Genomic DNA, 22,376 nt, shown 5'->3' with positions numbered 1-22,376 from the left:
AGATTCACGAGATCAGGAGCGTGCGCAGTGGCCACTCGGCCCCCTGTCAGCCTGCCGAAGCTGTCCCGGCGTAGCCGGATTCTGCTGATCATCGCCGCCGTGCTCGTGCTGGCTCTGCTGCTGGGCGCGCGGTTGCTCGGGACCTACGTCGACTGGCTGTGGTTCGGCGAGGTGGGCGGGCGCAGCGTCTTCAACACCATCCTGTTCACCAGAATCGCGTTGTTCTTCGCGGTCGGCCTCTTCGTCGGCGGCACGCTGGCGATCAGCCTGATGATCGCCTACCGGACGCGCCCGGTGTTCGTGCCGCTCTCCGGTACCGACGACCCGCTGGCCCGGTACCGGTCGACGGTCGTCGCGCGCATCCGGCTGTTCGGCATCGGGCTCCCGGTGATCGCCGGTGTCGTCGCGGGCGCGAGCGCGCAGGGCGAGTGGCAGCGCGTGCAGCTGTTCCTGAACGGCACCACCTTCGGGCAGAAGGACGCCGAGTTCGGCAACGACGTCGGCTTCTACGCCTTCGATCTGCCGTTCTACAACTGGCTGCTCGGCTGGGTCTTCATCGCGCTCGCGGTCGGTTTCGTCGGCGCGCTCATTTCGCACTACTTGTTCGGCGGGATCCGGCTCGCCGGCCGCGGCGGGCAGCTCACCAGCTCGGCGCGCGTGCAGCTGCTGGTCACCGTCGGGCTGTTCGTGCTGATGAAGGCCGTCGAATACTTCTTCGACCGGTACAACCTCTTGTTCTCCGACCGCAACGCCCCGCTGTTCTACGGCGCGACCTACACCGATCTCAACGCGGTGCTGCCCGCGAAGCTGATCCTGCTGTGCATTTCGGTGTTCTGCGCGATCGCGTTCTTCGCCGGCGCGTTCCTGCGCAACATCCAGCTGCCCGCGATCGCGCTCGTGCTGCTCATCCTCTCCGGCGTACTCGTCGGCGCCGCGTGGCCCGCCGTGCTGGAGCAGTTCTCGGTCAAGCCCAACGCGAACGACAAGGAAGCCGCTTCAATCCAGCGGAACATGGACGCCACCAAGCAGGCGTTCAACCTCAACGGCGTGCAGTACCAGCCGTACTCCGGCGCACCGGCGCCGAACGCGGCGCAGCAGATCCAGAACGACAAGACGACCGTCCCGAACATCCGCCTGCTCGACCCGAACGTGCTCAGCCCGACGTTCACCCAGCGCGTCGGCGGCGAGAACATCTACGGCTTCCCGCAGAAGCTCGACATCGACCGCTACACGGTCAACGGCAAGACGCAGGACTACATCGTCGCGGCCAAGGAAGTCGACAGCAACCGCCTCGTCGACAACCAGAAGAGCTGGATCAACCGCCACCTCGTCTACACGCACGGAAACGGGTTCGTCGCCGCGCCGGCCAACACGATCGACCGCGCCGTGCAGGGCACCAACAGCGACGGCGGCTACCCCGTCGCCACCACGAGCGACACCAGGAACCCGAAGGCGGGCGGGATCGAGGTCAAGCAGCCGCGCATCTACTACGGCGAGCTGTCCACGGACGCCGACTACGCGATCGTCGGCGGCCCGCAGGGTTCCGGGCAGGCACCGGGCGAGTACGACGACGCGAACCACCAGTCGTACCGCTACGAGGGCAGCGGCGGCGTGTCGATCGACAACTGGTTCAACCGGCTCGTGTTCGCGGCCAACTACGGCGAGCGGAACATCCTGTTCTCCGACGCCATCGGCGACGGCTCCAAGATCATGTACAACCGCGACCCCCGCGACCGGGTCAGCAAGCTCGCGCCGTGGCTCAAGGTCGACGGCGACCCGTATCCCGCGGTGATCGACGGCCGGATCCAGTGGATCATCGACGGCTACACCACGATGGACCAGTTCCCGTACGCGCAGAAGACGCAGTTCGGTGACGTGACCCAGGATTCGCTCGCCGGGGTGGCGCGCCAGACCAACCAGTCGATCAACTACATCCGCAACTCGGTGAAGGCCACCGTCGACGCCTACACCGGCAAGGTCACCCTGTTCGAAATGGACACCAAGGACCCCGTGCTGAAGGCGTGGGAGAAGGTGTTCCCCGGGGTGGTCAAGCCGAACGCGGAGATCCCGCAGGAACTGAAGGACCACTTCCGCTACCCGGAGGACCTCTTCAAGGTCCAGCGCGACCTGCTGTCCAAGTACCACGTCGAGGACCCGAAGGCGTTCTACTCCACGCAGAACTTCTGGAACGTGCCGCAGGACCCGACGCAGGAAGGCGGCCTCGACCCCACCGGCAACGGCGTCAAACAGCCCGCCTACTACGTGTACGCGCAGACACCCGGTGACGACCGCGCGAAGTTCCAGCTCACCAGCTCCCTCACCGCGTTGCAGCGGCAGTACCTGGCGGCATGGGTTTCGGTGTCCTCCGATCCGAGGGACTACGGCACCATCAAGGTGCTGCGACTACCCACCGACGGCAGCGGGGCACAGGTCGACGGGCCGGTGCAGGTGCAGAACAAACTGCAGAGCGACCCCGGATTCGCCTCGGAACGGACGTTCTTCACCAACAACAGCGTCAACATCATCTTCGGCAACCTGCTGACGCTGCCGGTCGGGAACAGCTTCCTGTACGTGGAACCGGTGTACCTGCAGCAGCGCAACCAGAACAGCTACCCGCAGCTGGCGCGCGTACTCGTCGCCTACGGCAACAAGATCGGGTACGCCTCCACCATCGGCGAAGCGATCAAGAACGTGCTCGGCGGCACCGCGGCACCGCCGACGCCGCTACCCGGCCAGCCCGGCACGTCGACACCGCCGTCCAGCTCGTCCAGCAGCGCCGCACCGCCGCCGTCGAGCCAGTCGCAGGCCGTGCCGCCCCCCGCCGGTTCCGCGGCCCTCGACAAGGCCGTCGCCGACATCGCGGCCGCTCTCGGCCGGTTGAAGGCGGCCCAGCAGTCGGGCAACTTCACCGACCAGGGCGCGGCACTCCAGGCACTCGACGAGGCCGCCAAGGCCTACGACGCGGCCAAGGCCAAGCCCGGCGGGTGATGTCGGACACCACAACGGGCATCTGCTTTGCGCGCAGTGGAAACCTGCGCGTAAAGTAGATGTCACCGACGCGGGGTGGAGCAGCTCGGTAGCTCGCTGGGCTCATAACCCAGAGGTCGCAGGTTCAAATCCTGTCCCCGCTACAGAGGTCAGGGGTGTGTGCTCGCGGAAAGCGCGAGCCGCACCCCTTTCGCATTGCTGTGGGGGTCGAACCCCCAGACCCCCGCCAAGAGGGGCTCCGCCCCCTTGGATCCCCCCCTGGGGGCTTCGCCCCCTCGCCCCCTTCTGGCTGGGCGCGTTGGCATGGTCGGCGCTCGCTGGGTGCGGCGCGAGTGGGTGTCTTGGGGGGCATCGCTTCGCTCGCTGTGGGAGAAAAGTGCTCACTTTGGCGTGGGGAGTCTCTTGCGTGGGTGACAAGGTGTCCGAAGTGGACTGGCGCGGGTGGGCCAAGTGGTCTGGTCCAGTTGGTCCTATTGGGACTCACATAGTGCAAAATCGCACCAAAACCCGCTCGTAAAGCCAAATTCTTAGTCTTTGCTTAGCCGTACGCGCGCCGAGCCGGGTCGGCGGGCGAGGCTTACATCGCAGCGTGCCCAGCGAGAAGGGGGCTAGGGGGCGGAGCCCCCGAGGGGGATCCAAGGGGGCGGAGCCCTCCTTGGCGGGGGTCTGGGGGTTCGACCCCCAGTGCAATGCGAAAGAGGCGTGTGTCTGCGTTCTCCGCAGACACACGCCTCCCACCTGTGTAGCGGGGACAGGATTTGAACCTGCGACCTCTGGGTTATGAGCCCAGCGAGCTACCGAGCTGCTCCACCCCGCGTCGTGTTGTGAGGGGAACTCTACGGGATGGGGGTTGGCGGGTTTGAGGCGGGGGGTCTTAAGGCTGCGGCGGGGGGTTCGTGAGGGTTCTTCATTAAGGGATTAATCGGGGGGCGACTGGGTCGGTAAGCCTGGGGCGCGGGGAATAACTGTGTCTACTGTGGACAAGGTTAGGCCGAATGAGGGGTGGTGGGCACGGTGTGTGGTCGAAGAGGACTGCCGGTACTAGCCACAATGGACGGAATCGGTGACCACTGTGGACAGAAGAGGGGAAAAGTGGGACGGTGGTCTTGTGTCTGAATTGAATGCAACCGCCGCAGCACTGTTGGGACTGCTCCACGAGGGGCCCGCCACCGGCGGCCAGCTCGTCGCGGGCGCGGACGAGAAGTTCGGCGCCTTCTTCAGCGTCACGAGGAGCCAGGTCTACCGGGAGCTGCCCGCGCTGTCCAAAGAAGGTCTGGTCCGGCTCGGCAAGCAGGGGCCGCGCTCGAGCCAGCAGTACGTCATCACCGCGGCGGGCAAGAAGGCCTTCAAGGGCTGGCTTACCGGTGAGGCCGGCCCCGACCACCTTCGCAGCCCGCTGATCCTGCGCCTCGTGCACGCCGGCTCGTTGACCGCGAAGCAGCGCACCGCGCTCGTGGACGCCGCCCGCACGCGGTACACCCAGGAACTCGACGACGCGAAGGTCGCGACGAAGGCGGCGCAGGACCCGTACGCGAAGGCCGTCGCCGACTTCGGCCAGGCGCACGCCAAGGCGGCGCTGAAGCTGCTGGACTCGATCCCGCAGGCCTGATCCGAAAGCGGACGCCAGGACGTGACGGGCTCGCGTGGGGCGGTTACCCGTAACCGCCCCACCGTCTTGGCGTAACCTTGACCGGCGTGAGTGCTGACTTCGAAGCAGACCTGAAGGACGTCGCCGGCAAGCTGACGCAAGTCGAGACGGTGATGGACCTCGACGCGCTGCGCGCGGAGATCGCCGAGCTCGAGCAGCAGGCGGCCAAGCCGGACCTGTGGGACAACCCCGAGACCGCGCAGAAGGTCACCAGCCAGCTCTCCCACCGGCAGGGTGATCTGCGCCGCGTCTCGGATCTCCGGCAGCGCCTCGACGATCTCGCCGTGCTCCACGAGCTCGCGGCCGAAGAGGGCGACAGCGGCAGCCTCGCCGAGGCCGAGTCCGATCTCGCGCAGCTGGCCAAGGACGTCGACGCGCTCGAGGTCCGCACGCTGCTCTCCGGTGAGTACGACGACCGCAACGCCGTGGTGACCATCAGGTCCGAGGCGGGCGGCGTCGACGCGGCGGACTGGGCCGAGATGCTGATGCGCATGTACCTGCGCTGGACCGAGCGGCACGGCTACCCGACCGACGTCTACGACATCTCCTACGCCGAGGAAGCGGGCATCAAGTCCGCCACCTTCAAGGTGACCGCGCCGTACGTGTACGGCACCCTTTCCGTCGAGCAGGGCACGCACCGGCTGGTGCGCATTTCGCCGTTCGACAACCAGAACCGCCGCCAGACCTCCTTCGCGCACGTCGAGGTGCTCCCCGAAGTCGAAGAGGTCGACCACGTCGACATTCCGGAGAAGGACATCCGCGTCGACGTCTACCGGTCGTCGGGGCCGGGCGGGCAGAGCGTGAACACCACCGACTCCGCGGTGCGCATCACGCACCTGCCGACCGGCGTGGTGGTCTCGTGCCAGAACGAGAAGTCGCAGCTGCAGAACAAGGCCGCGGCGATGAAGGTGTTGCAGGCCAAGCTCCTCCAGCGGAAGAAGGAGGAGGAGCGCGCCGAGATGAACGCGCTCAAGGACGGCGGTTCCAGCTGGGGCAACCAGATGCGGTCCTACGTGCTGCACCCGTACCAGATGGTGAAGGACCTGCGGACCGAATTCGAGGTCGGCAATCCGTCCGCGGTGCTCGACGGCGAGATCGACGGTTTCCTCGAGGCGGGCGTCCGCTGGCGGAAGCAGACCGAAAACGCCTGAGGGAGCGGCATTTCCGGGCGGAGTGAAAAACTTGTCACCGCGTTGAGGCGGACGCCAACCCCGGCTTAACGGGCGCGGTGAGTAGGATGCCGAACCGTGATCCGGCTCGAAGAGGTATCCAAGGTCTACAAGACCTCGACCCGCCCCGCGTTGGAACGGGTTTCGGTCGAGGTGGACAAGGGCGAGTTCGTCTTCCTCATCGGTCCCTCGGGATCGGGGAAGTCGACCTTCCTCCGGTTGCTGCTGCGCGAAGAGGTGCCCAGCAAGGGCCGGGTGTTCGTGTCCAATTTCGACGTCGCGAAGATGGCCCGCCGCAGGGTCCCCCGCCTGCGCCAGACCATCGGCTGCGTGTTCCAGGACTTCCGGCTGCTGAACAACAAGACGGTCGCCGAGAACGTCGCGTTCGCGCTCGAGGTGATCGGCAAGCCGAAGCCGACGATCCGCAAGGTCGTGCCCGAGGTGCTCGAACTCGTCGGGCTCGACGGCAAGGCCGACCGGCTGCCGAACGAGCTCTCCGGTGGTGAGCAGCAGCGCGTCGCGATCGCGCGCGCCTTCGTGAACCGGCCGCTGGTGCTGCTCGCCGACGAGCCGACCGGGAACCTCGACCCGGACACGAGCCAGGACATCATGCTGCTGCTGGAGCGGATCAACCGCACCGGCACGACCGTCCTGATGGCCACCCACGACCATTCCATCGTGGACTCGATGCGCCGCCGCGTCGTCGAACTGCAGCTCGGCAGGGTCATCCGCGACGACGCCCGCGGTGTGTACGGCGTAGGCCGTTAGCTCCCTCCCCGCCCCTCACCGTCCAGCCCCCGACTCAAGGACAGACACCGCAGATGCGCGCCAGCTTCGTGTTCAGCGAGGTCATCACCGGCCTCCGCCGGAACATCACGATGACCATCGCGATGATCATCACCACCGCGATCTCGCTTGCCATGCTGGGCGGTGGCCTGATCATCGTCGGGTCGATCGACAAGATGCAGCAGCGCTACATGGCCGACATCGAGGTGAGCGTCTACTTCACCTCCGACATCAGCGCCAGCGACAAGGACTGCAGCGGCCCGGTCTGCCAGCAGATGCGGCAGGAGCTCGGCGACAACCCGCTGGTGGAGTCGGTGGTCTTCGAGGACCGCGACAAGGCGTATGAGCGCTTCAAGGAGATCTTCGCCAGCCAGCCGGAACTGGTCGAGCTGGCGACGCCCGGTTCGCTGCCCGCGTCGCTGAAGGTCAAGCTCAAGGACCCCACCCGCAGCGAGCTGCTGGTCAAGCAGTACTCCGGCAAACCGGGCGTGGACAGGGTCGACGACCAGAGCGAGTTCCTCGACCGCTTCTTCAGCGTGCTCAACGCGGGCCGCAACATCACCTTCGTGGTGTTCGTGGTGCTGCTGCTCGCCGCGTTGATGCTGATCTCGAACACGATCCAGGTTTCCGCGTTCACGCGGCGCACCGAGGTCGGCATCATGCGGCTGGTCGGTGCGACGCGCTGGTACACGCAGCTGCCGTTCCTGCTGGAGGCGGTGGTCGCCGGCCTTGCCGGTGCGATCCTGTCGGTCGGCGGGCTGATCGGGCTCAAGTACGTCTTCCTCGACGGGATCCTCGAGAAGATCCCGCCGCTGCCGAAGGTCGAGCTGATCGACATCCTGTTCCCGGTGGCGCCGGTGCTGATCGGGGCCTCCGTGGTCATCTCGGCTATCACCGGGTACCTGACGCTGCGGCTGTACGTGCGCAATTAATCACCTGCCCACCTGCGGAAAGTCACGTAGAGTCGAGACATGCCCAAGGAACGTGGCCAGAAGGTGATCGTGTCGAACCGCAGAGCGCGGCACGACTACTCCATCCTGGACACCTACGAAGCCGGGCTCGTGCTCGTGGGCACCGAGGTGAAGAGCCTGCGGGAAGGGAAGGCCTCGCTCGCGGACGCGTTCGCGACCGTCGACGACGGCGAGGTCTTCCTGCGCAACGTGCACATCCCGGAGTACGTGCAGGGCACCTGGACGAACCACATGCCGCGCCGCACTCGCAAGCTCCTCCTGCACCGCAGGGAGATCGAGCGGCTGATCGGGAAGACCAAGGAGAGCGGGCTGAGCCTGGTCCCGCTGTCGATGTACTTCAAGGACGGCAAGGTCAAGGTCGAGATCGCGCTGGCGAAGGGCAAGAAGGCCTACGACAAGCGGCAAAGCCTCGCGAAACGGGATTCCGACCGGGAAATCTCGCGCGCGATGGGCAGGGCGCTGAAGGGCAAGTTCGACTGATGGCGCCCGGCTCGGACGAGGACGTCCCGGCGTGGGTGTCCTCGCTGGGGATCGACGGGCTGGTCGATCTGCACGTCCACTTCCTGCCCGAGCCCGTGCTGCGCAAGGTGTGGGCCTACTTCGACGAGGCCGAGACGCACTACGGCGTCGAATGGCCGGTGCAGTACCGGACTCCGCAGGACGAACGCGTCGAGACGTTGCGCGCGCTGGGTGTCACGACGTTCGCGCCGCTGGTGTACCCGCACAAGCCGGGGATGGCCGAGTGGCTCAACGGCTGGGTGCGCGAGTTCGCCGACGGGGTGCCGGAGGCCGTTCGCACCGCCACGCTCTACCCCGAGCCCGGCGCGGCGTCCTATGTGGAGGAAGCGCTGCGCGCGGATGCGCGGTGCTTCAAGGCACACGTGCAGGTCGGCGCGTACGACCCGCGCGACGAACTGCTGGACGACGCGTGGGGCGCGATAGCCGACGCGGGCGTGCCCTCGGTCGTCCACTGTGGACACGGGCCGTTGCAGGGCGAGCACACCGGGCTCGACGTCATCGAGCAGGTGCTCGTCCGGCACCCGCGGCTCACGCTCGTGCTGGCGCACGCCGGGATGCCCGAGTACGACGAGGCGCTCGACCTGGTGGCGCGCTATCCGAGGGTGTACCTCGACACCACCATGGTCGGCGTTCCGTTCACGGAGAAGATGATGCCGGTGCCGCCGGACTGGTCGGCGCGGATCGCGGACATCGCCGACCGGGTGGTGCTCGGCACCGATTTTCCCAACATTCCTTACAGTTACGCGACGCAGCTCGAGGCGATCGCCGGCTGGGCTGCCGACGATCGCCTCGGTGAACCGTTCCTGCGCGCCGTGCTCTCCGAGACCGGGCGCGCGCTGCTCAGGCTTTGACGCGCTGCGCCAGCACCGGCCGGACGCGGAGTTCCGGCAGCCGCTTGCCGGAGAGCAGGTAGGCGCCCGCGGTCAGCGCAACCCAGGGCAGCGGGCCGCCGAACAGGCCGGTGCCCGCCGGGGGAGCGAAGCCGTTCGCGGCGAGCCCGAGCATGCCTCCCGATGCCAGCAGCGCGGCCACTGAGAGCTGCCAGATCGGCGCCGTGACGGTGCCGCCGGGGGCTCGGGTCTCGAAGCGGCCGAACACCCGCAGCAGCGCGCTCAGCACCAGCGCGGCGAGGACGAACCACATCGGCGCCATCGCGAACCACAGCGTGCTGCCCGGTTCCGGCGTCTCGTAGCCGAGTCCGAGCACGGTAATACCCGCGACCACGGTCAGCGCCTGCATGTGCCACAGGTAGACGGTCATGAACCGCGGGCCGATCCAGCGCAGCGCCGCGGCCACCGGCGGACGGGCGGCGACCCGGTTCAGCGCGCCCTTCGCGGCGAGCAGCAGGCCGATCTGGCCGAGCGCGACGAACCCGAGCAGCGCGGTGGGCGGGCCCATGTTGGACACCGGCGCGCCGGGCATGCCGATCATGCTGCCCGGGTACGGTCCGAACGCGACCATCAGCGCGGTGATCCCGAAGCCCGCGGCCGATAGCGCGAGCGCCTTGTTCCGGCCGAGCGTGCCGAGTTTCCCGTCCACGTAATGGAAACCGAGCTGGTGCACGGCGAGCCAGATGAACAGCGCGTTGGCGTAGCCGAGCAGGCCGAAGTCGTTGAACCTGGCGACGTCGATGAGCAGCGCGAGCACGCCGAACACCACGGGCACCTTCAGGCCCCATCGCCGGTGCGCCGCCACCATCAGCGGCGTCACGAGCACGGTCACGAAGTACACCGCGAGGAACCACAGCAGCTGCGCGGCGATCGAGCCCGCCACCTGCAGCGGCTGCTCCGCCACGCCGAGCTCGCTCAGCAAACCGGGCAGCAGCAACCAGGCCGCGATGAGCGGCAGCACCGGCACCAGCAGCCGCCGCACCCTCGCCGCCAGCCAGTCCCGTGTGGACGGTGCGGAACGCAGGGAGTACAGGTTGGCGGCGCCGCCCGCGAAGAAGACCAGCGGCATGACCTGGGACAGCCAGGTGAGGATCCACCACCCCGGCGTGGCGAGCGCGTTGCCCGTGGCCAGGTGACCATCCGAATAGGACAGCACAGGCATCAGCCAGTGCTGCACGACGACGGCGAGGATCGCGAGCGCGCGAACGACGTCGAGGAACCTGTCCCTGGCTGGCTTCTGGAGGCTTTCTCGCATGGGGACAAGCCTGGCCGGAACGGGCTTTTCCCACAGCCGTGCTGGCCCGCGTCTTCGTGTTCCGGTTTCTCCCCGTGGAGAGGTGGAGCCCGCCCTACCCCTTGGGCACGTCGTCGTGCTCGGGCACCGAGCACAGGCGGTACTCCCAGCCCGCTTCCGCGCTGTAGCCCAGCTCGTAGTGCGTCTCGATCTTCGGGCCGTCGTGCAGGTGGACGTGGCGCATCACGGTGCCGCGCACCGGTTCCGCCTCGCCGAGGTCCTGGACCCTGCCGTCGAGGGGGCCACCGAAGAAGCGCACGATCGCCTCGGTCATCAGCACCCCTCTTTTCCGATCGGCGGATACGTCCGCCCATCGTAGGTGAGCTTTCCGACCTGTGCTGCCGTCAAATCGGGTGACTGTGTGCGACTACGAGCGCTCTAAGTAAGTGAGCACCGCGCGGACCCGGCGGTGTTCCTCGGCGCTGGCTTCGAGGCCGAGCTTCGAGAAGATGTTGCCGATGTGCTTCTCCACGGCGCCGTGCGAGACGACGAGCGTGTTCGCGATCGCGGTGTTCGACAGCCCCTGCGCCATCAGGCCGAGTACCTCGGTTTCGCGCGCGGTCAGCGCGTCGAGGGGGTTCTTGCGGCCGCGCGCCATCAGCTGGGCGATCACGTCGGGGTCGATCGCGGTGCCGCCACCGGCGACCCTGCGCACCGCGTCCAGGAAGTCCGCGACGTCGGCGACCCGCTCCTTCAACAGGTAGCCGACCCCGCCCGCGCCCGCGGAAAGCAGTTCCACCGCGTAGCTTTCCTCGACGTACTGCGACAGCACGAGTACGGGCAGTCCCGGTACCGCTTCGCGCGCCCCCAGTGCGGCCCGCAGCCCTTCGTCGGTGAACGTCGGAGGCATCCGCACATCGACGATCGCCAGGTCAGGGCGGTGCTCCTTGACGGCGCCGAGCAGATCGTCACCGTTGTCCACGGCAGCCGCGGTTTCGATGCCCTCGTCCGCGAGCAGCCGGATCACCCCCGCCCGCAGCAGGACGGCGTCCTCCGCGATGACTACCCGCATTCCGGCCCCCCGGTGTCTTCATGAGTGTGCCCCCTATTCACTCATGAAGAGGTCACCATTGGCACGGCAGGTCCGCCCTGATGACCGTCGGCCCGCCCTCCGGGCTCACCACGGTGATCACGCCGTCGATCGTCGCCGCGCGGTCCGCGAGCCCGGCGAGGCCGCCACCAGGGCGTACTTCGGCCCCGCCGTGCCCGTTGTCGGTGATCTCGACTACGACCATGTCCTCGGTGCGCCACACCTTGACGCCGGCCTCGGTGGCGCCGGAATGCTTCGCGATGTTCGTCAGCGTTTCCCCGACGATGAAGTACGCCGTCGTCTCGACCGCCGCCGGTGGCCTCGGTTCCACGTCGACCTGGACGTCCACGTGTATCGGCGACTTCGCCGCCTGCGCGGAAAGCGCCGCGTCGAGGCCGCGGTCGCCCAGCACCGCCGGGTAGATGCCCCTCGCCAGGTCGCGCAGCTCCGAGACCGCGAGCTTCGCGTCCGTGTGCGCCTCGTCGATCAGCTCCCGCACCGACTCGGGGTCCTGTTCGAACTTCGACTTCGCCCGCCCCAGGCTCATCGCCACCGCGACGAGGCGCTGCTGCGCGCCGTCGTGGAGGTCGCGCTCGATGCGCCTGCGCTCGGCTTCGGCGGCGTCCACACCGCGGGCCCGTGATGCCTGCAGGTGCTGTGCCTTGACTTCGAGCCGCTTCGTCCGGTTCGGGCCGAGCAGGCTCATCGCGAGCTGGGAATGCGCCCAGCCGAGCCAAGGCGCGACCCAGAGCGCCATCGGCACCACCACGATCGAAGCCACGCCGACCGCGAACTCGACGCACGCCAGCGGCAGCGTCGCCACGATGTAGGCGAGGTCGCGCCAGGTGCGCGGGTCGGTCAGCTGGAACTGCCAGCGGCGCAGCAGCGAGCTGTCGATGGTGATCTTTTCCGGGTCCTCCAGCGGTGTGCCGAGCATCTTCCGCGCCCATTTGCGGTCGGCCGCGCCGAAACCACGGACCATGCTCGTGGTGCCGATCAGGATCGGGATCCCGATCCACACCACCACGGTGGCCATGCCGACCGCGATGCCGACCACGCACAGCACGAACTGCAGGATCCGCCACACCAGGCTGACCACCATGAACGCGATCGTCTTGACCGGGTGGGGTCTCGGCACGACCAGCGGGGGCGCGGTCGCCTGCTCCGCGGTCATTCGGTCACCGTCGGGCCGAGCAGCGACTTCGCGAACCGGACGTGCATCCCGGCGAGTCCCTTCGTGAGAGCGATCGACAGCGCGGCGCAGAGCACGCCCAGCGCCGCCCACGGCAGCGCCGACAGCGTCGAATCCACCGTGAACCACCGTACGTTGTACGCGGGGAAGAAGTAGGCGCCGTCCGGCAGGTAGCGGAAGTAGATCGGCAGCGCGATCAGCCCCAGGCTCGTCGCCCAGAACGTCACCACGAGCACGAACTCGAAGATGCCCAGCGGGAACAGCAGGAAGAAGTAGGCGAGATCGCGCCACGTCGTCACGTCGCTGAGCCGCGTCTTCCACCGGCCACGCTGCGTGTCCGGCGGCAGCGGACGGTAGGGCATCGGGATCGCCACGTCGAGCATCGCGTAGATGCGCGCCCGCTCGGCGCGGCCCCAGCCGCGGATCGTCAGCACCATCAGCGCCAGGATCGGCAGCCCGATCCACACGATCGCGGTGCCAAGGCCCGCCGACGTCAACGCCACGATGAAGACGAACGACATGACCCCGAGCGGGAAGTTCAGCAGCAGGTAGGCCATCGACCCACCCAGCGAGGGAGTGGTGCGGCGGCGGGCCGCGACCGCGGTCGTCGATGTCATGGCTGGATCCCTTCTCCGTTGGTCGGTATCCAGTTTCGGCTGGTGGGGCGGGTGAGACCATGGTGTCTGCGGGTATTCGGCTGGTAGGGACAACCCCACCCTTCCGGCCGGCCGGGTCGTTTTCGGAAGCAAACCGATGGAGAATGGGCTGTAGGCCCGGTAAAAGCCCAGGTCAAGAAGTGTGCTCCCCGCGCTCGCGGGGATGATCCTGCCCCCGGAGTGCAGCCGCGGTCGGCTTTGCCGCGCTCCCCGTGCCCGCGGGGATGATCCGTACTCCGCGCTCGATCACCTGCGCAGCAAACGTGCTCCCCGCCCCTGCGGGGTTGGATCCGAACTTCGAGGGTGGTTTCAAGGCTGCCGCGTCGGTACTCCCCGCCCCGCGAGGACGAGTCTTGAGGGAACCGCCGGTCAGGGTGGCCATGGGGAAACAATCGAGTTGCCCGGAGCGTTATGATGGACAGGTTGCTGACAACCACCCAGGGGGTGAACGGTTTCGACTTTGGACGTTGACTCAAGGGAAGCGTGCCGGTGCAGGCGAGAGACCACCGCAAGCGTCATCGCAAACCAATAAGCGCCAAGGCCAATAGCCAGCGCGACTTCGCTCTTGCTGCCTAAGTAGCAAAGCGAGTCTGTCGGCCCGGGTTCGCCTTCGACCCGGTCGCCGGCATCAGCTAGAAGGCTTACCACCGTTCCCGGCCACGGGGAACGGCAGGGAAACTCACAGTGGCTGGGCCCGTCACGTCGGCTTGTTCGCGTGACCGACGGGGTCGAGTAGAGACACAGCGGACTGCGCACGGAGAAGCCTTGATGAGGCGCCAGAGGACCCGGGTTCGATTCCCGGCACCTCCACATCGGCGGGGGCGTGTGCTCGCGGAGAGCGCTCGTCCCCGCAGCTGTGTCGGCATCTTTTGTGGGGGCGCGGCCCCCACGCCCCGCCCGGGGCTCGCCCCCGGACCCCCATCCGAGTGCTCGTCACCTTGTGACTGTGGGCGCGTGGGCGTGGACCAGCGCGGGTAGGCCTTCGCTTCGCTCGCCTTGCTTGAGCCTCGTTCTCGGAAGCAAACTAATGCAAAATGGGCTAAGTGCTCGATGGAGCCCCAGGTCAGGAAGTGTGCTCCCCGCGCCTGCGGGGATGATCCGTGCTGGCGGCTGGTCACCACCGCGACGCTGCAGTGCTCCCCGCATCCGTGGGGATGATCCGAGCGCTGGGTGCGGTTAGGGCCTGGCGGCGCTGTGTTCCCCGCGTTCGCGGGGTGTTAGTTCCTCCGTGCAGGCGCACGTGAACAGCATGGTTATGCCGGTGGATGCGATCCGCACCGGAAAGGTGCTGCTGTTCCACTGTCCTTCATAGAAGGTCACGGTGCCTTGGAGGCCGTAGTAGCGCCCGGGTTCGGTGATGCGTACGCGTGTCCCCGGTCGCGGGCGGTCGCGGGTGCCGCGGTCGTGGGAGTCCCACCAGGCATCGTCGTAGCATTCGGCGGGCGGCGGGCTCACGCGTCCGCGTCCGATAGGTCACCAGTGGTCAGTTGGTCGCGAATGAGTGCTGCGGATTGCTCGGGAGAGTGTTTGTCGCAGTCGATCCGGAGAACATCGAAGCCCGCTTCGACAAGCCAGTCGGCGGCCCGCCGGTAGTGCTCGGCTTCGGTGGGGGTACTGCCGGGCGCGCTGGTTTCGAGGATGACGGTCAGGTCTGGTCGTTCGGCTTCTTCGTTGAGCTGCCAAAGGAAAATCGGGTCGACGCCGCCGAAGAGTTGGCTCACCAGGCTGGACGTCAGGTAGCGGTCGGAGATCACGATGTGCCCGGTCTTCAGGCGCGGCAGGATGTTGGTTTCCGCATGGTGGTAACGGTCCGCCGCGTACAAGCAGGCGAGGGCGTGGCCGGTCACCGTCTCGGTCAACTCCGACGCCAGCTTTCCGATCGGGTCATCGGATGGTTCCGCGGTGACATGGACGTTTTCGCCGCGAGCCACCAGGACCTGGGCCAGGTGACGAACGGTTGTCGTCGTTTCCGCGCTGCTTGGCCCGTCGACGCTGACGAATCGAGCGCGCTCACGGTCCGAGAGGCGCTCTGGCGGGCGGTCAATTTGGCTCACATGCTGGAGAATAAGCAGACTGTCACGCTTCGCCTAGAAAATTTCTTAGTATTTCTCGAAATAGTCTGAGTGGAGGGCCGGGCGAAACTACGAGCCAGCATCTTCGGACTCTGAGGCCAGATCATCCATAACGCTGGTGATGATCGTCCGGGCTGCGCCGCCGTAGCTGGCGACTGCGGCGAGCTGTTCGAAGACGTCGTTGTACAGCTCGATTTCTTGGGGCTGTCGGAGGTTCAGCTCGGCCGAGTAGGTCTCGATACGCACGAGATCGTTGTCGAGGAGCCAAAAGCCGTGGCGCGGGTCGATGACGTACTTCGTCTTGAAGCCGATCACTCCGAGCCGCACGTTCCTCATCGCGGACAGAGCCATGAGTCGGTCGAGCTGGGCCAGCATCACGTCGGTGGACACGAGACGGTAGCGAAGAGCTGCTTCGGTCAGGATGAAGTGGAAGCGCTTGTCCTGTTGGTACAGCATTTCCTGGCGCTGCATCCGACTCTTGACAGCCTCGTTGACGTCGTTCGGAACCTTGTGCAGCAAGGAAAAACGGGCGAAGAGCGCGCTGGCGTAGTCGGGTGTCTGGATGAGCCCGGGGACGACGGTGTTCTCGAAGCCGCGGTATAGCTTCGTCTTCTCGTCCTGCTGTGCGAGCGAGCCTTGATGAGACTGCATTCCCGCCTTCAGGAGGTGGCTCCATTCGGCGTGCTGCAACTCCAGTGTGTGGAGGGCGGCGAGCAAGCCGTCTACCTCGTGCTCAGCGTTGGTCTTACTCGCCCACGCACGGAGGTCGTCGTCGGTCGGTGTCTGCTTGCCGTTCTCGATCTTGGAGATTTTCGAGGCAGGCCACGACAACGACTCCGCGAGTTCTTTGCCCGAGAGGTTGGCTCCCCGGCGTAGCTCGCGAAGTCGTTTGCCAAGCGCGCTGCGAGCTTCATCAACTCCCGTGATCCCGCTCTTCATGTTCGCTGACAAAGTCGTCCCGTCGAATCGCGTGGTGTCGGGCGACATCACGCCAGTAGTTGTGTTCAACGATAGCTGCCGGGTCCTCCACGACCTCTGCCCCGAGGAGACGGTCGTCCTCACCGAAGTGCAGCACGGCCAGCTTGCGCGAGTCGAAGAGCCAGTAGTCCTGCTTCGGCAGCCCGACGGCTTCGGCCTGGTCACGGACGAGATAGCGGATGTCGTCGCCTGCTTCGTTCGTAAGACGGGACGCCCACAGGCTGAATCGGGTGTAGTCGGAGAACGGAACACTCACCACTCGTACCCGCGAGAACAGGCGCCCTTCGGTCGTGGCTTCGCGGACCATGGTCAACCAGTCCCGGAACCACAGCAGGTCGTCGTGTTCTCCGGCCACGAACTTGCGAAACGACTCCGCCTCGCGCGGTGAGTTGTACCGGTCGCGTGTTTCCAGCCGGAACGCCGTGTGCTCGAACGTGCGGAAGAGTTGGGCGAAGTCGGGCCCGGGTTCGATGAAGGTCAGTTGTCTCCCTCCTTCTGCTGGTAGCGGCGGGCGTAGAACGTCAGCACGTCTTCCGGGATTTCGATCAAGGTTTCGTGATCGGGCACCGGCCCTACGTCGGCGAGCACTTGCGGATCGGTCACCTTCCAACCCTGGGCGATGTAGGTCGTGCGATCGGTCCGATCGGTAGCGAACAACGTTGGCGAGTCACCCTGGAGCGATTCAGGGTCCTTGCCCAGAAATTTGGCACGCACGGGTCTCTCCTTGCTCGAACTTGGCGAAATCTTCTCGACCAGAGTGAGGGAGGGGCCGTCATCCGTCAACGCCTGCCGTCCCCGGAAGAGTGAGCACGGATTCTCGACGGCGCGGGGTGGGCGAGGTGAAGATGGCTTTTCTCCGACGGACCGCGCTACGGGCCCGAGTTCTGTGGGATCAGCGCTGGGGTGGGTAGCCGCCTTGGTGGGGTGGTTGCGGCGGGAACCCTTGCTGCGGAAAGCCCTGCGCCGGGTACGGCTGTTGCGGGTAGCCCTGTTGCGGGAACTGCGGTTGTTTCGGGGCGGGTGCGCGCAGGGCGCCGGAGCGGAGTAGCGGGATGGCGACGTAGAGGATCGCGGCGGCGCCCGCTAAGCCCATGAGGGTGATGCACGGGCCGGTCAGGCCGAGGCGGAAGTAGCGCTTGCCGATCAGTTCGTCCAGGGCGACCATCAGCAGGTACAGCAGGATGTGCGCGCTGCCTGCGATGGCGGCGAGTTTCACGGCGGGGGTTTCGCGTTTTTGCAGGCGCAGGCCCGCGAGGACCAGTAGCACCGCGGCGGGCAGGACGAACAGTGCGCCGAGCGTGCCGTCGGTGATGATTTTGACGGTGGCCGAGATCGCGAGGCCCGCGGCGCAGGCGTAGGCGGCGAACGGGGCCAGGGTGGCCAGGTTCGCGGGGCCGGAAGCAGGCTGCTGTGGTGGCCATCCGTGAGGAGTCATCGCGGCGGAGCGTACCGCCCGCGAACGGCCGGGGTGGGGCGAATCCGGCGAACCGTTGCCCGATCGGGCGGTTCGGGCGGTCCGATCGGACGTCTCGGTGGTGGTACCGGATCGGCCGACGGGCGGACAGGGTGGACACCGGCGGCCCGTACGCAGGCACCGTGTCCACTGTGGAGGAACTCCGATGGCCCTGTCACCCGATCAGCAGTCGGCGGTGTTCGCCGGCATCAACGACATCCGCGAGGACCTGTCCGTCCCCTTCCGCGAGCGCGGGAAGTCCGGGGGGCGCGTGCTGCGCGACCTCATTCCGCTCAGCGAGCCGATCCAGTCGAAGGTGGTGCCGGAGAACCGGTTCTCGGCCGCCGAGCTGCTGCAGTGGATTGACCTGAACGCCAGCCAGACCAACACGGCGATGGGGCAGCTCATCGAGCAAGTGAAGAAGCTCGCCGACGAGGTCGCGAAGCTGAAGGAACCCAAGTGACCCCTGGCCCCGATGCGGACGGATGCCGCATCGGGGCCCGAAGTCACGCTTCGGCGCGCCGGGCGGCGGCGTGCGGATCAGTCCGCGCGTCGTAGCGCCACAACGACGGCAGCGTCGCGGCGAGCGTGCCCGCGACGGCGACGCACAGCACGCCGCCGGTCCAGATCGACGCGCGCACACCGAACCTCGCCCCGACCGAGCCCGCCCTGATGTCCCCGAGCTGCGGGCCGGACGCGCCGATCAGCAGCTCGATCCCGGCGAGCCTGCCGCGGAGGCGGTCCGGCACCGACCCGTTCCACAGGGTGCCGCGGAACAGGTCGCCGACGAAGTGGCCCATGCCGCCGACCACCAGCAACAGCAGCACGAGCCACAGCTGGTGCGCGAACCCGACGCCGATCATGCAGGCGCCGAGCACGAACGAGCCGAGCAGCACGAGCCTGCCGTGGTGGTGCACGCGCGAGGCCCAGCCGCTGGTGAGCGACGCGATCAGGCCGCCGACGCCGGTCGCCGAGTAGAGCAGCCCGAGCGCCCAGCGCGCGTGCAGCTCGTCGGCGAGGAACGGGTAGAGCGCGATCGGCAGCGCCAGCAGCGTCGCCGCCATGTCGGTGCAGTAGCTGCCGAGCAGCTCGCGCCTGCGCAGCGCGTACCGGATGCCTTCGCCGATACCGCGCAGCGAAGCCTTTTCGACGTCACCGGCGGGTGGCAGCGGTCGTATCCCGGTCAGCAGCAGCGCCGAGATCGCGAAGCTCGCCACGTCGACGCCGTAGGACACCGGGATGCCGGCGCCCGCGACGACGAAGCCCGCCGCGGCCGGTCCGATGAGGACGGCCGCCGTCATGCGCATCGACGAGAGCGCGATCGCCGCGGTCAGCTGGTCGGGGTGCACCAGCCTCGGCAGCATCGCCTCCATCGATGGCTGTTGCAGACCTTGCAACGCGGCCACGCAGGCGGCGACGGCGTACAGCGGCCACAGCATCGGCCGGTCGAGAAGTGAGTTCGCCAGCAGGAGCAGCGACAGGACACCGAGCGCGAGTTCGGTGCCCAGCGCCATCTTCCGCCGGTCGACGGCGTCGGCGAGCGCGCCGCCGTAGAGCGCGAACACGATGGTCGGCACGAGCTCGGCGATCCCGATCGCGCCGACCGCGAACGGCGAGCCGGTGAGTTCCTTGATCTGCAGCGGCAAGGCGACAAGCGCGAAGACGGAGCCAAGCCCGCTGATCCCGCCGGACCACCAGAGGCGGCGGAAGCCGGGGGACTCCCGCCACGGGGTCAGATCGGGGAGTAGTCGTTTCCTGGCGTCATCGGCGACGCCCGGTGAGTTGGTCACGAGAGGTCCTGTGGTTCGCAGGGGTAGCGGTCGCGAAGGTGCTGGCGACGTACCTCATGGGAACCTCCGGATTCTCGGCCGATGACTACGGACAGTGGCATCGTAGCCGGGTGCGCAACCGGTTTTTCACGCCCGGGGTCGGTGACCGCGGGTGAGGTGTCATGCTGATGGTGCCGCGCGGAGGTTCAACGTCGTCCGCCGGCGGTCCACCTCCGCGCCACCGCAGCCGGGTGTGGATCCCCTTCGAGGCTCCGCCGGCGCTCGGACGGGCGGCACGGGGCCGGAAGCAGGTGCCAGATGACCTTGGCAAGGCACGGCGGCCACACCCAGGAGATCGAGCACACCGGACGGATGGCGGGCATCAAGGCCGAGGAAGCGGCCAGGCTCGACCAGCAGCACGACAGAGCCATGATCACCGTCGCCGGGCACGCCGCCGACGCCGCCGAGTGCGCGGAACTGCTCGCCATGCTGGGCTTGACCGGCGCGCGCGGACCCCACGAGGCGGAAATCGGATCCTGACCCGGGCGCGCTCTATCCCTTTCCGATGACCTGTGGTTGACTGGTGCCGGTCGGAAGTTTTTGTGTTCGTGTTGGCACGCTCGCAAATGCTCTGTGCGCAATACACACTGTGCGCGTGTCTTTTCTCCGGTTTCCTGACGGACAAAGCCCCGTGGTGCGGCCGGCCTGGCATCGCGGCAGCGTTGCCGATTTCGGAAGAAAGCTGTTGAGGAGAGAACACCATGGCACAGGGCACCGTTAAGTGGTTCAACGCCGAGAAGGGCTTCGGCTTCATCGCGCCCGAGGACGGCAGCAACGACGTTTTCGTGCACTACTCGGAAATCCAGGGCACCGGCTTCAAGAGCCTCGAGGAGAACCAGCGCGTGCAGTACGAGGTCACGCAGGGCAACAAGGGGCCGCAGGCCTCCGGTGTCAGCGTCATCTGATCCTTTCGACGGGCCCGGTCACGCAGTGTCGTGGCCGGGCCTCGTCGTACCACCCGAACCCCGCTGAGCGTTCGACCCACCACGGCTTCCGAGTACCAGTGTCTACAAAGGAGTGTCCTTGTCGGACGCGACAGGCGTCACCGTGCGCGGTGACTACACCCACCTGATGAAGTTGATGCGCCAGTCGGGGCTCCTCGAACGGCGCTACGGGTACTACTTCGCGAAGATGACCTTGACCTTGCTGGCGTTCGCGGCGGGCTGGGCGGCACTGTTCCTCGTCGGCGACTCGTGGTGGCAGCTGCTGGTCGCGGCCTTCCTCGGGTTCATGTTCACCCAGGTCGCGATGATCGGGCACGACGCGGGCCACCGCCAGATCTTCACCTCGCGCAAGTCGAGCTCGGTGATCGGCCTCGTGTTCGGCAACCTGTTCGTCGGGCTGAGCTGGGGCTGGTGGATCGACAAGCACACCAGGCACCACGCGCACCCGAACCAGGAGGAGCTCGACCCCGACATCAGCGTCGAGGTGCTCGTGTTCAGCGAAGAGCAGGCGCATCACATGCCGCGCAACTGGGTCAGCCGGTTCGTCACGCGCTACCAGGCGATCCTGTTCTTCCCGCTGCTCCTGCTCGAAGGCCTGAACCTGCACGCGTCGAGCGTGGAAGCGCTGGTGCGCGGCAAGGTCACCAAGGCGAAGTGGCTGGAAGTGGTCCTGCTCGCGATCCACGTCGTGACCGTGGTCGGCACCGCGTTCCTGCTGTTGTCGCCGATGAAGGCGCTCGCGTTCCTGGCCGTGCAGCAGGCCGTTTTCGGTTTCTACATGGGATGTTCATTCGCGCCCAACCACAAGGGCATGCCGATTTTCGCGCGGGAAGAGAAAATCGACTTCCTGCGCCGTCAAGTACTTACCTCACGCAACATTCGCGGCGGGGTGATCGCCGACTTCCTGCTCGGCGGGTTGAACTACCAGATCGAACACCACCTTTTCCCCAGCATGCCGCGGTGCAACCTCAAGCACGCGCAGCACGTGGTCCGCGATTTCTGCCGCGAACACGGTATTTCATACTACGAAACGAGTGCGATCCGTTCGTATTATGAAGTGCTGAAACACCTCCACGAATCGAGCAGGCCACTCCGGGTGGGTCAGCCGGGCTGACCGCCGATCCGCAGCGTCAGCTCCGCGGCCGCGGCGCGTGCCTGGTCGGCGAGGTCCGGCCAGGTCTGCCCGCACACCTCCGGTTCGGTGGGGCAGTGGTGGCGGATCGTCACGCTGATCGCGGCCATCGGCCGCCCGCCGTGGTCGAACACCGGGTGCGCGACCGAGGCGAACCCCGGCGTGACGTGCCCGTCCTCGACGGCCCAGCCCAGCCTGCGCTCGGCGTTGAGGGTGTACCGGAGCGCGGCGAGCCCGCGCGGGCCCCGGTCGGTCCGGGTGACGAAGGTGGCCGCGGACGGGAACAGCGCGCGCACGTGCGCGGCGGGCAGGTGCGCCAGCATGGCCCGGCCCGACGCGGTGAGGTGCGCGGGTAACCGCACCCCGACGTCGGTGACCAGCGTTTCCGGGCGCGCGGGGCGCTCCTTGATCAGGTACAGCGACTCGTTGCCGTGCAGCACGCCGAGGTGCGCGGTGTGCCCGGCCCGGTCGACGAGCTTGCGCAGCAACGGACCGGCGAGCCGTTCCAACGGGTCGTGGCGCAGGTACGCGGAGCCGAGTTCGAACGCGGCGATGCCGAGGCCGTACCGGCGTTCGGCGGCGAGGTGGACGACGAAACCGGCCGCCTCCAGTTCGCCGAGCAGGTGGTAGGTCGTCGACCGGGGGAGCCCCAGTTCGCGCGCGATCGCGGCGGCGGTCACCGGGCCCGCCCGCCCGGCCAGCGCGCGCAGGATCGCCAGGCCCCGCTTGAGCGCGGGCACGTCCGTGCTGGCACCCATCTCGCCTCCTTGCGTCTGGTATCCCAGACATAACCACTCGATCGTCGATGATGCCCGGCCGCGGCCC

The 22,376-nt window shown here is 67.2% G+C and carries 23 protein-coding genes, 2 tRNA genes and 1 other RNA gene; 13 read left to right on the top strand and 13 right to left on the bottom strand.

Annotated features, from left to right (window positions below; translation table 11 throughout):
* Window positions 1-27 precede the first annotated feature (27 nt).
* Both HUW46_RS12355 and HUW46_RS12350 read left to right on the top strand, forming a co-directional pair.
* The gene (locus HUW46_RS12355; RefSeq protein WP_215547415.1) at window positions 28-2,988 is read left to right on the top strand and encodes a UPF0182 family protein; all 2,961 of its coding nucleotides are present in this window, start codon (window positions 28-30) and stop codon (window positions 2,986-2,988) included.
* A gap of 69 nt (window positions 2,989-3,057) precedes the next feature.
* Window positions 3,058-3,131 (top strand) — tRNA-Met (locus tag HUW46_RS12350).
* 600 nt (window positions 3,132-3,731) lie between these two features.
* Here HUW46_RS12350 and HUW46_RS12345 read toward each other — a convergent pair.
* Window positions 3,732-3,805 (bottom strand) — tRNA-Met (locus HUW46_RS12345).
* 291 nt (window positions 3,806-4,096) lie between these two features.
* On the opposite strand from HUW46_RS12345, the gene HUW46_RS12340 reads away from it, so the two are divergent.
* From HUW46_RS12340 to HUW46_RS12315, 6 genes are all read left to right on the top strand, one after another.
* Window positions 4,097-4,597, top strand: a complete 501-nt coding sequence (locus HUW46_RS12340; protein ID WP_215547414.1) for a PadR family transcriptional regulator — start codon at window positions 4,097-4,099, stop codon at window positions 4,595-4,597.
* Window positions 4,598-4,683: 86 nt separating this feature from the next.
* Window positions 4,684-5,787 carry a peptide chain release factor 2 gene (prfB, locus tag HUW46_RS12335; protein WP_215547413.1) on the top strand — a complete coding sequence of 368 codons (1,104 nt, stop codon included), beginning with the start codon at window positions 4,684-4,686 and terminating at the stop codon, window positions 5,785-5,787.
* Window positions 5,788-5,883: 96 nt separating this feature from the next.
* On the top strand, window positions 5,884-6,573 hold the full coding sequence (gene ftsE / locus HUW46_RS12330; protein WP_215547412.1) for a cell division ATP-binding protein FtsE: 690 nt from the start codon (window positions 5,884-5,886) through the stop codon (window positions 6,571-6,573).
* 53 nt (window positions 6,574-6,626) lie between these two features.
* Entirely contained in the window at window positions 6,627-7,523 is an 897-nt protein-coding gene (gene ftsX, locus HUW46_RS12325; protein WP_215547411.1) for a permease-like cell division protein FtsX, read from the top strand.
* 39 nt (window positions 7,524-7,562) lie between these two features.
* Window positions 7,563-8,042: an SsrA-binding protein SmpB gene (smpB, locus tag HUW46_RS12320; protein WP_215547410.1), complete on the top strand. Its 480-nt coding sequence runs from the start codon at window positions 7,563-7,565 to the stop codon at window positions 8,040-8,042.
* Window positions 8,042-8,932: an amidohydrolase family protein gene (locus HUW46_RS12315; protein ID WP_215547409.1), complete on the top strand. Its 891-nt coding sequence runs from the start codon at window positions 8,042-8,044 to the stop codon at window positions 8,930-8,932. Before smpB ends, HUW46_RS12315 begins: the two co-directional genes overlap by 1 nt.
* Here the strand turns inward: HUW46_RS12315 and HUW46_RS12310 are convergent.
* The 5 genes from HUW46_RS12310 to HUW46_RS12290 form a co-directional block, all read right to left on the bottom strand.
* Entirely contained in the window at window positions 8,922-10,226 is a 1,305-nt protein-coding gene (locus tag HUW46_RS12310; RefSeq protein ID WP_215547408.1) for an acyltransferase family protein, read from the bottom strand. The two genes, HUW46_RS12315 and HUW46_RS12310, sit on opposite strands and share 11 nt — an antisense overlap.
* A gap of 94 nt (window positions 10,227-10,320) precedes the next feature.
* Window positions 10,321-10,539 (bottom strand): hypothetical protein, encoded by a 219-nt coding sequence (locus HUW46_RS12305; RefSeq protein WP_215547407.1) that lies wholly within the window; start codon window positions 10,537-10,539, stop codon window positions 10,321-10,323.
* 93 nt (window positions 10,540-10,632) lie between these two features.
* Window positions 10,633-11,277, bottom strand: coding sequence for a response regulator transcription factor (locus tag HUW46_RS12300; RefSeq protein ID WP_215547406.1), 645 nt, complete (start codon window positions 11,275-11,277; stop codon window positions 10,633-10,635).
* Between the two features lie 52 nt (window positions 11,278-11,329).
* Complete coding sequence (locus HUW46_RS12295; RefSeq protein ID WP_215547405.1) at window positions 11,330-12,469, bottom strand: sensor histidine kinase; 1,140 nt, start codon at window positions 12,467-12,469, stop codon at window positions 11,330-11,332.
* Window positions 12,466-13,104 carry a sensor domain-containing protein gene (locus tag HUW46_RS12290; RefSeq protein WP_215547404.1) on the bottom strand — a complete coding sequence of 213 codons (639 nt, stop codon included), beginning with the start codon at window positions 13,102-13,104 and terminating at the stop codon, window positions 12,466-12,468. The genes HUW46_RS12295 and HUW46_RS12290 overlap by 4 nt, the downstream gene beginning before the upstream one ends.
* 479 nt (window positions 13,105-13,583) lie before the next feature.
* Between HUW46_RS12290 and ssrA the strand changes: the two genes are divergently transcribed.
* Window positions 13,584-13,956: a transfer-messenger RNA gene (gene ssrA / locus HUW46_RS12285) on the top strand.
* Between the two features lie 638 nt (window positions 13,957-14,594).
* On the opposite strand, the gene HUW46_RS12280 is transcribed toward ssrA, so the two are convergent.
* The 5 genes from HUW46_RS12280 to HUW46_RS12260 form a co-directional block, all read right to left on the bottom strand.
* A complete protein-coding gene (locus tag HUW46_RS12280; protein ID WP_254126095.1) occupies window positions 14,595-15,197 on the bottom strand; it encodes a dTMP kinase in 603 nt (200 codons plus the stop codon).
* Between the two features lie 87 nt (window positions 15,198-15,284).
* Window positions 15,285-16,154 (bottom strand): helix-turn-helix domain-containing protein, encoded by an 870-nt coding sequence (locus HUW46_RS12275; RefSeq protein ID WP_215547403.1) that lies wholly within the window; start codon window positions 16,152-16,154, stop codon window positions 15,285-15,287.
* Window positions 16,129-16,665, bottom strand: a complete 537-nt coding sequence (locus HUW46_RS12270) for a DUF6879 family protein (RefSeq protein WP_331477336.1) — start codon at window positions 16,663-16,665, stop codon at window positions 16,129-16,131. The genes HUW46_RS12275 and HUW46_RS12270 overlap by 26 nt, the downstream gene beginning before the upstream one ends.
* Window positions 16,666-16,670: 5 nt before the next feature.
* Window positions 16,671-16,907, bottom strand: a complete 237-nt coding sequence (locus HUW46_RS12265; protein ID WP_215547402.1) for a hypothetical protein — start codon at window positions 16,905-16,907, stop codon at window positions 16,671-16,673.
* A gap of 178 nt (window positions 16,908-17,085) precedes the next feature.
* Window positions 17,086-17,628, bottom strand: a complete 543-nt coding sequence (locus HUW46_RS12260) for a hypothetical protein (protein WP_215550544.1) — start codon at window positions 17,626-17,628, stop codon at window positions 17,086-17,088.
* Between the two features lie 184 nt (window positions 17,629-17,812).
* Between HUW46_RS12260 and HUW46_RS12255 the strand changes: the two genes are divergently transcribed.
* Window positions 17,813-18,109 (top strand): hypothetical protein, encoded by a 297-nt coding sequence (locus HUW46_RS12255; protein ID WP_215547401.1) that lies wholly within the window; start codon window positions 17,813-17,815, stop codon window positions 18,107-18,109.
* Window positions 18,110-18,152: 43 nt separating this feature from the next.
* Here the strand turns inward: HUW46_RS12255 and HUW46_RS12250 are convergent, their stop codons facing one another.
* Window positions 18,153-19,436 carry an MFS transporter gene (locus tag HUW46_RS12250; protein WP_215547400.1) on the bottom strand — a complete coding sequence of 428 codons (1,284 nt, stop codon included), beginning with the start codon at window positions 19,434-19,436 and terminating at the stop codon, window positions 18,153-18,155.
* Between the two features lie 297 nt (window positions 19,437-19,733).
* On the opposite strand from HUW46_RS12250, the gene HUW46_RS12245 reads away from it, so the two are divergent.
* From HUW46_RS12245 to HUW46_RS12235, 3 genes are all read left to right on the top strand, one after another.
* Window positions 19,734-19,955, top strand: a complete 222-nt coding sequence (locus tag HUW46_RS12245; RefSeq protein WP_215550543.1) for a hypothetical protein — start codon at window positions 19,734-19,736, stop codon at window positions 19,953-19,955.
* Between the two features lie 221 nt (window positions 19,956-20,176).
* Window positions 20,177-20,380, top strand: a complete 204-nt coding sequence (locus HUW46_RS12240; RefSeq protein WP_215547399.1) for a cold-shock protein — start codon at window positions 20,177-20,179, stop codon at window positions 20,378-20,380.
* Between the two features lie 112 nt (window positions 20,381-20,492).
* Window positions 20,493-21,533, top strand: a complete 1,041-nt coding sequence (locus tag HUW46_RS12235; protein ID WP_442860928.1) for a fatty acid desaturase family protein — start codon at window positions 20,493-20,495, stop codon at window positions 21,531-21,533.
* Here HUW46_RS12235 and HUW46_RS12230 read toward each other — a convergent pair.
* A complete protein-coding gene (locus HUW46_RS12230; RefSeq protein WP_215547398.1) occupies window positions 21,521-22,309 on the bottom strand; it encodes an IclR family transcriptional regulator in 789 nt (262 codons plus the stop codon). The two genes, HUW46_RS12235 and HUW46_RS12230, sit on opposite strands and share 13 nt — an antisense overlap.
* Between the last annotated feature and the right edge of the window lie 67 nt (window positions 22,310-22,376).

Origin of the sequence: Amycolatopsis sp. CA-230715, from assembly GCF_018736145.1 — a bacterium.
Classification (GTDB): domain Bacteria; phylum Actinomycetota; class Actinomycetes; order Mycobacteriales; family Pseudonocardiaceae; genus Amycolatopsis.
This window is presented reverse-complemented; position numbering and strand designations above follow the sequence as displayed.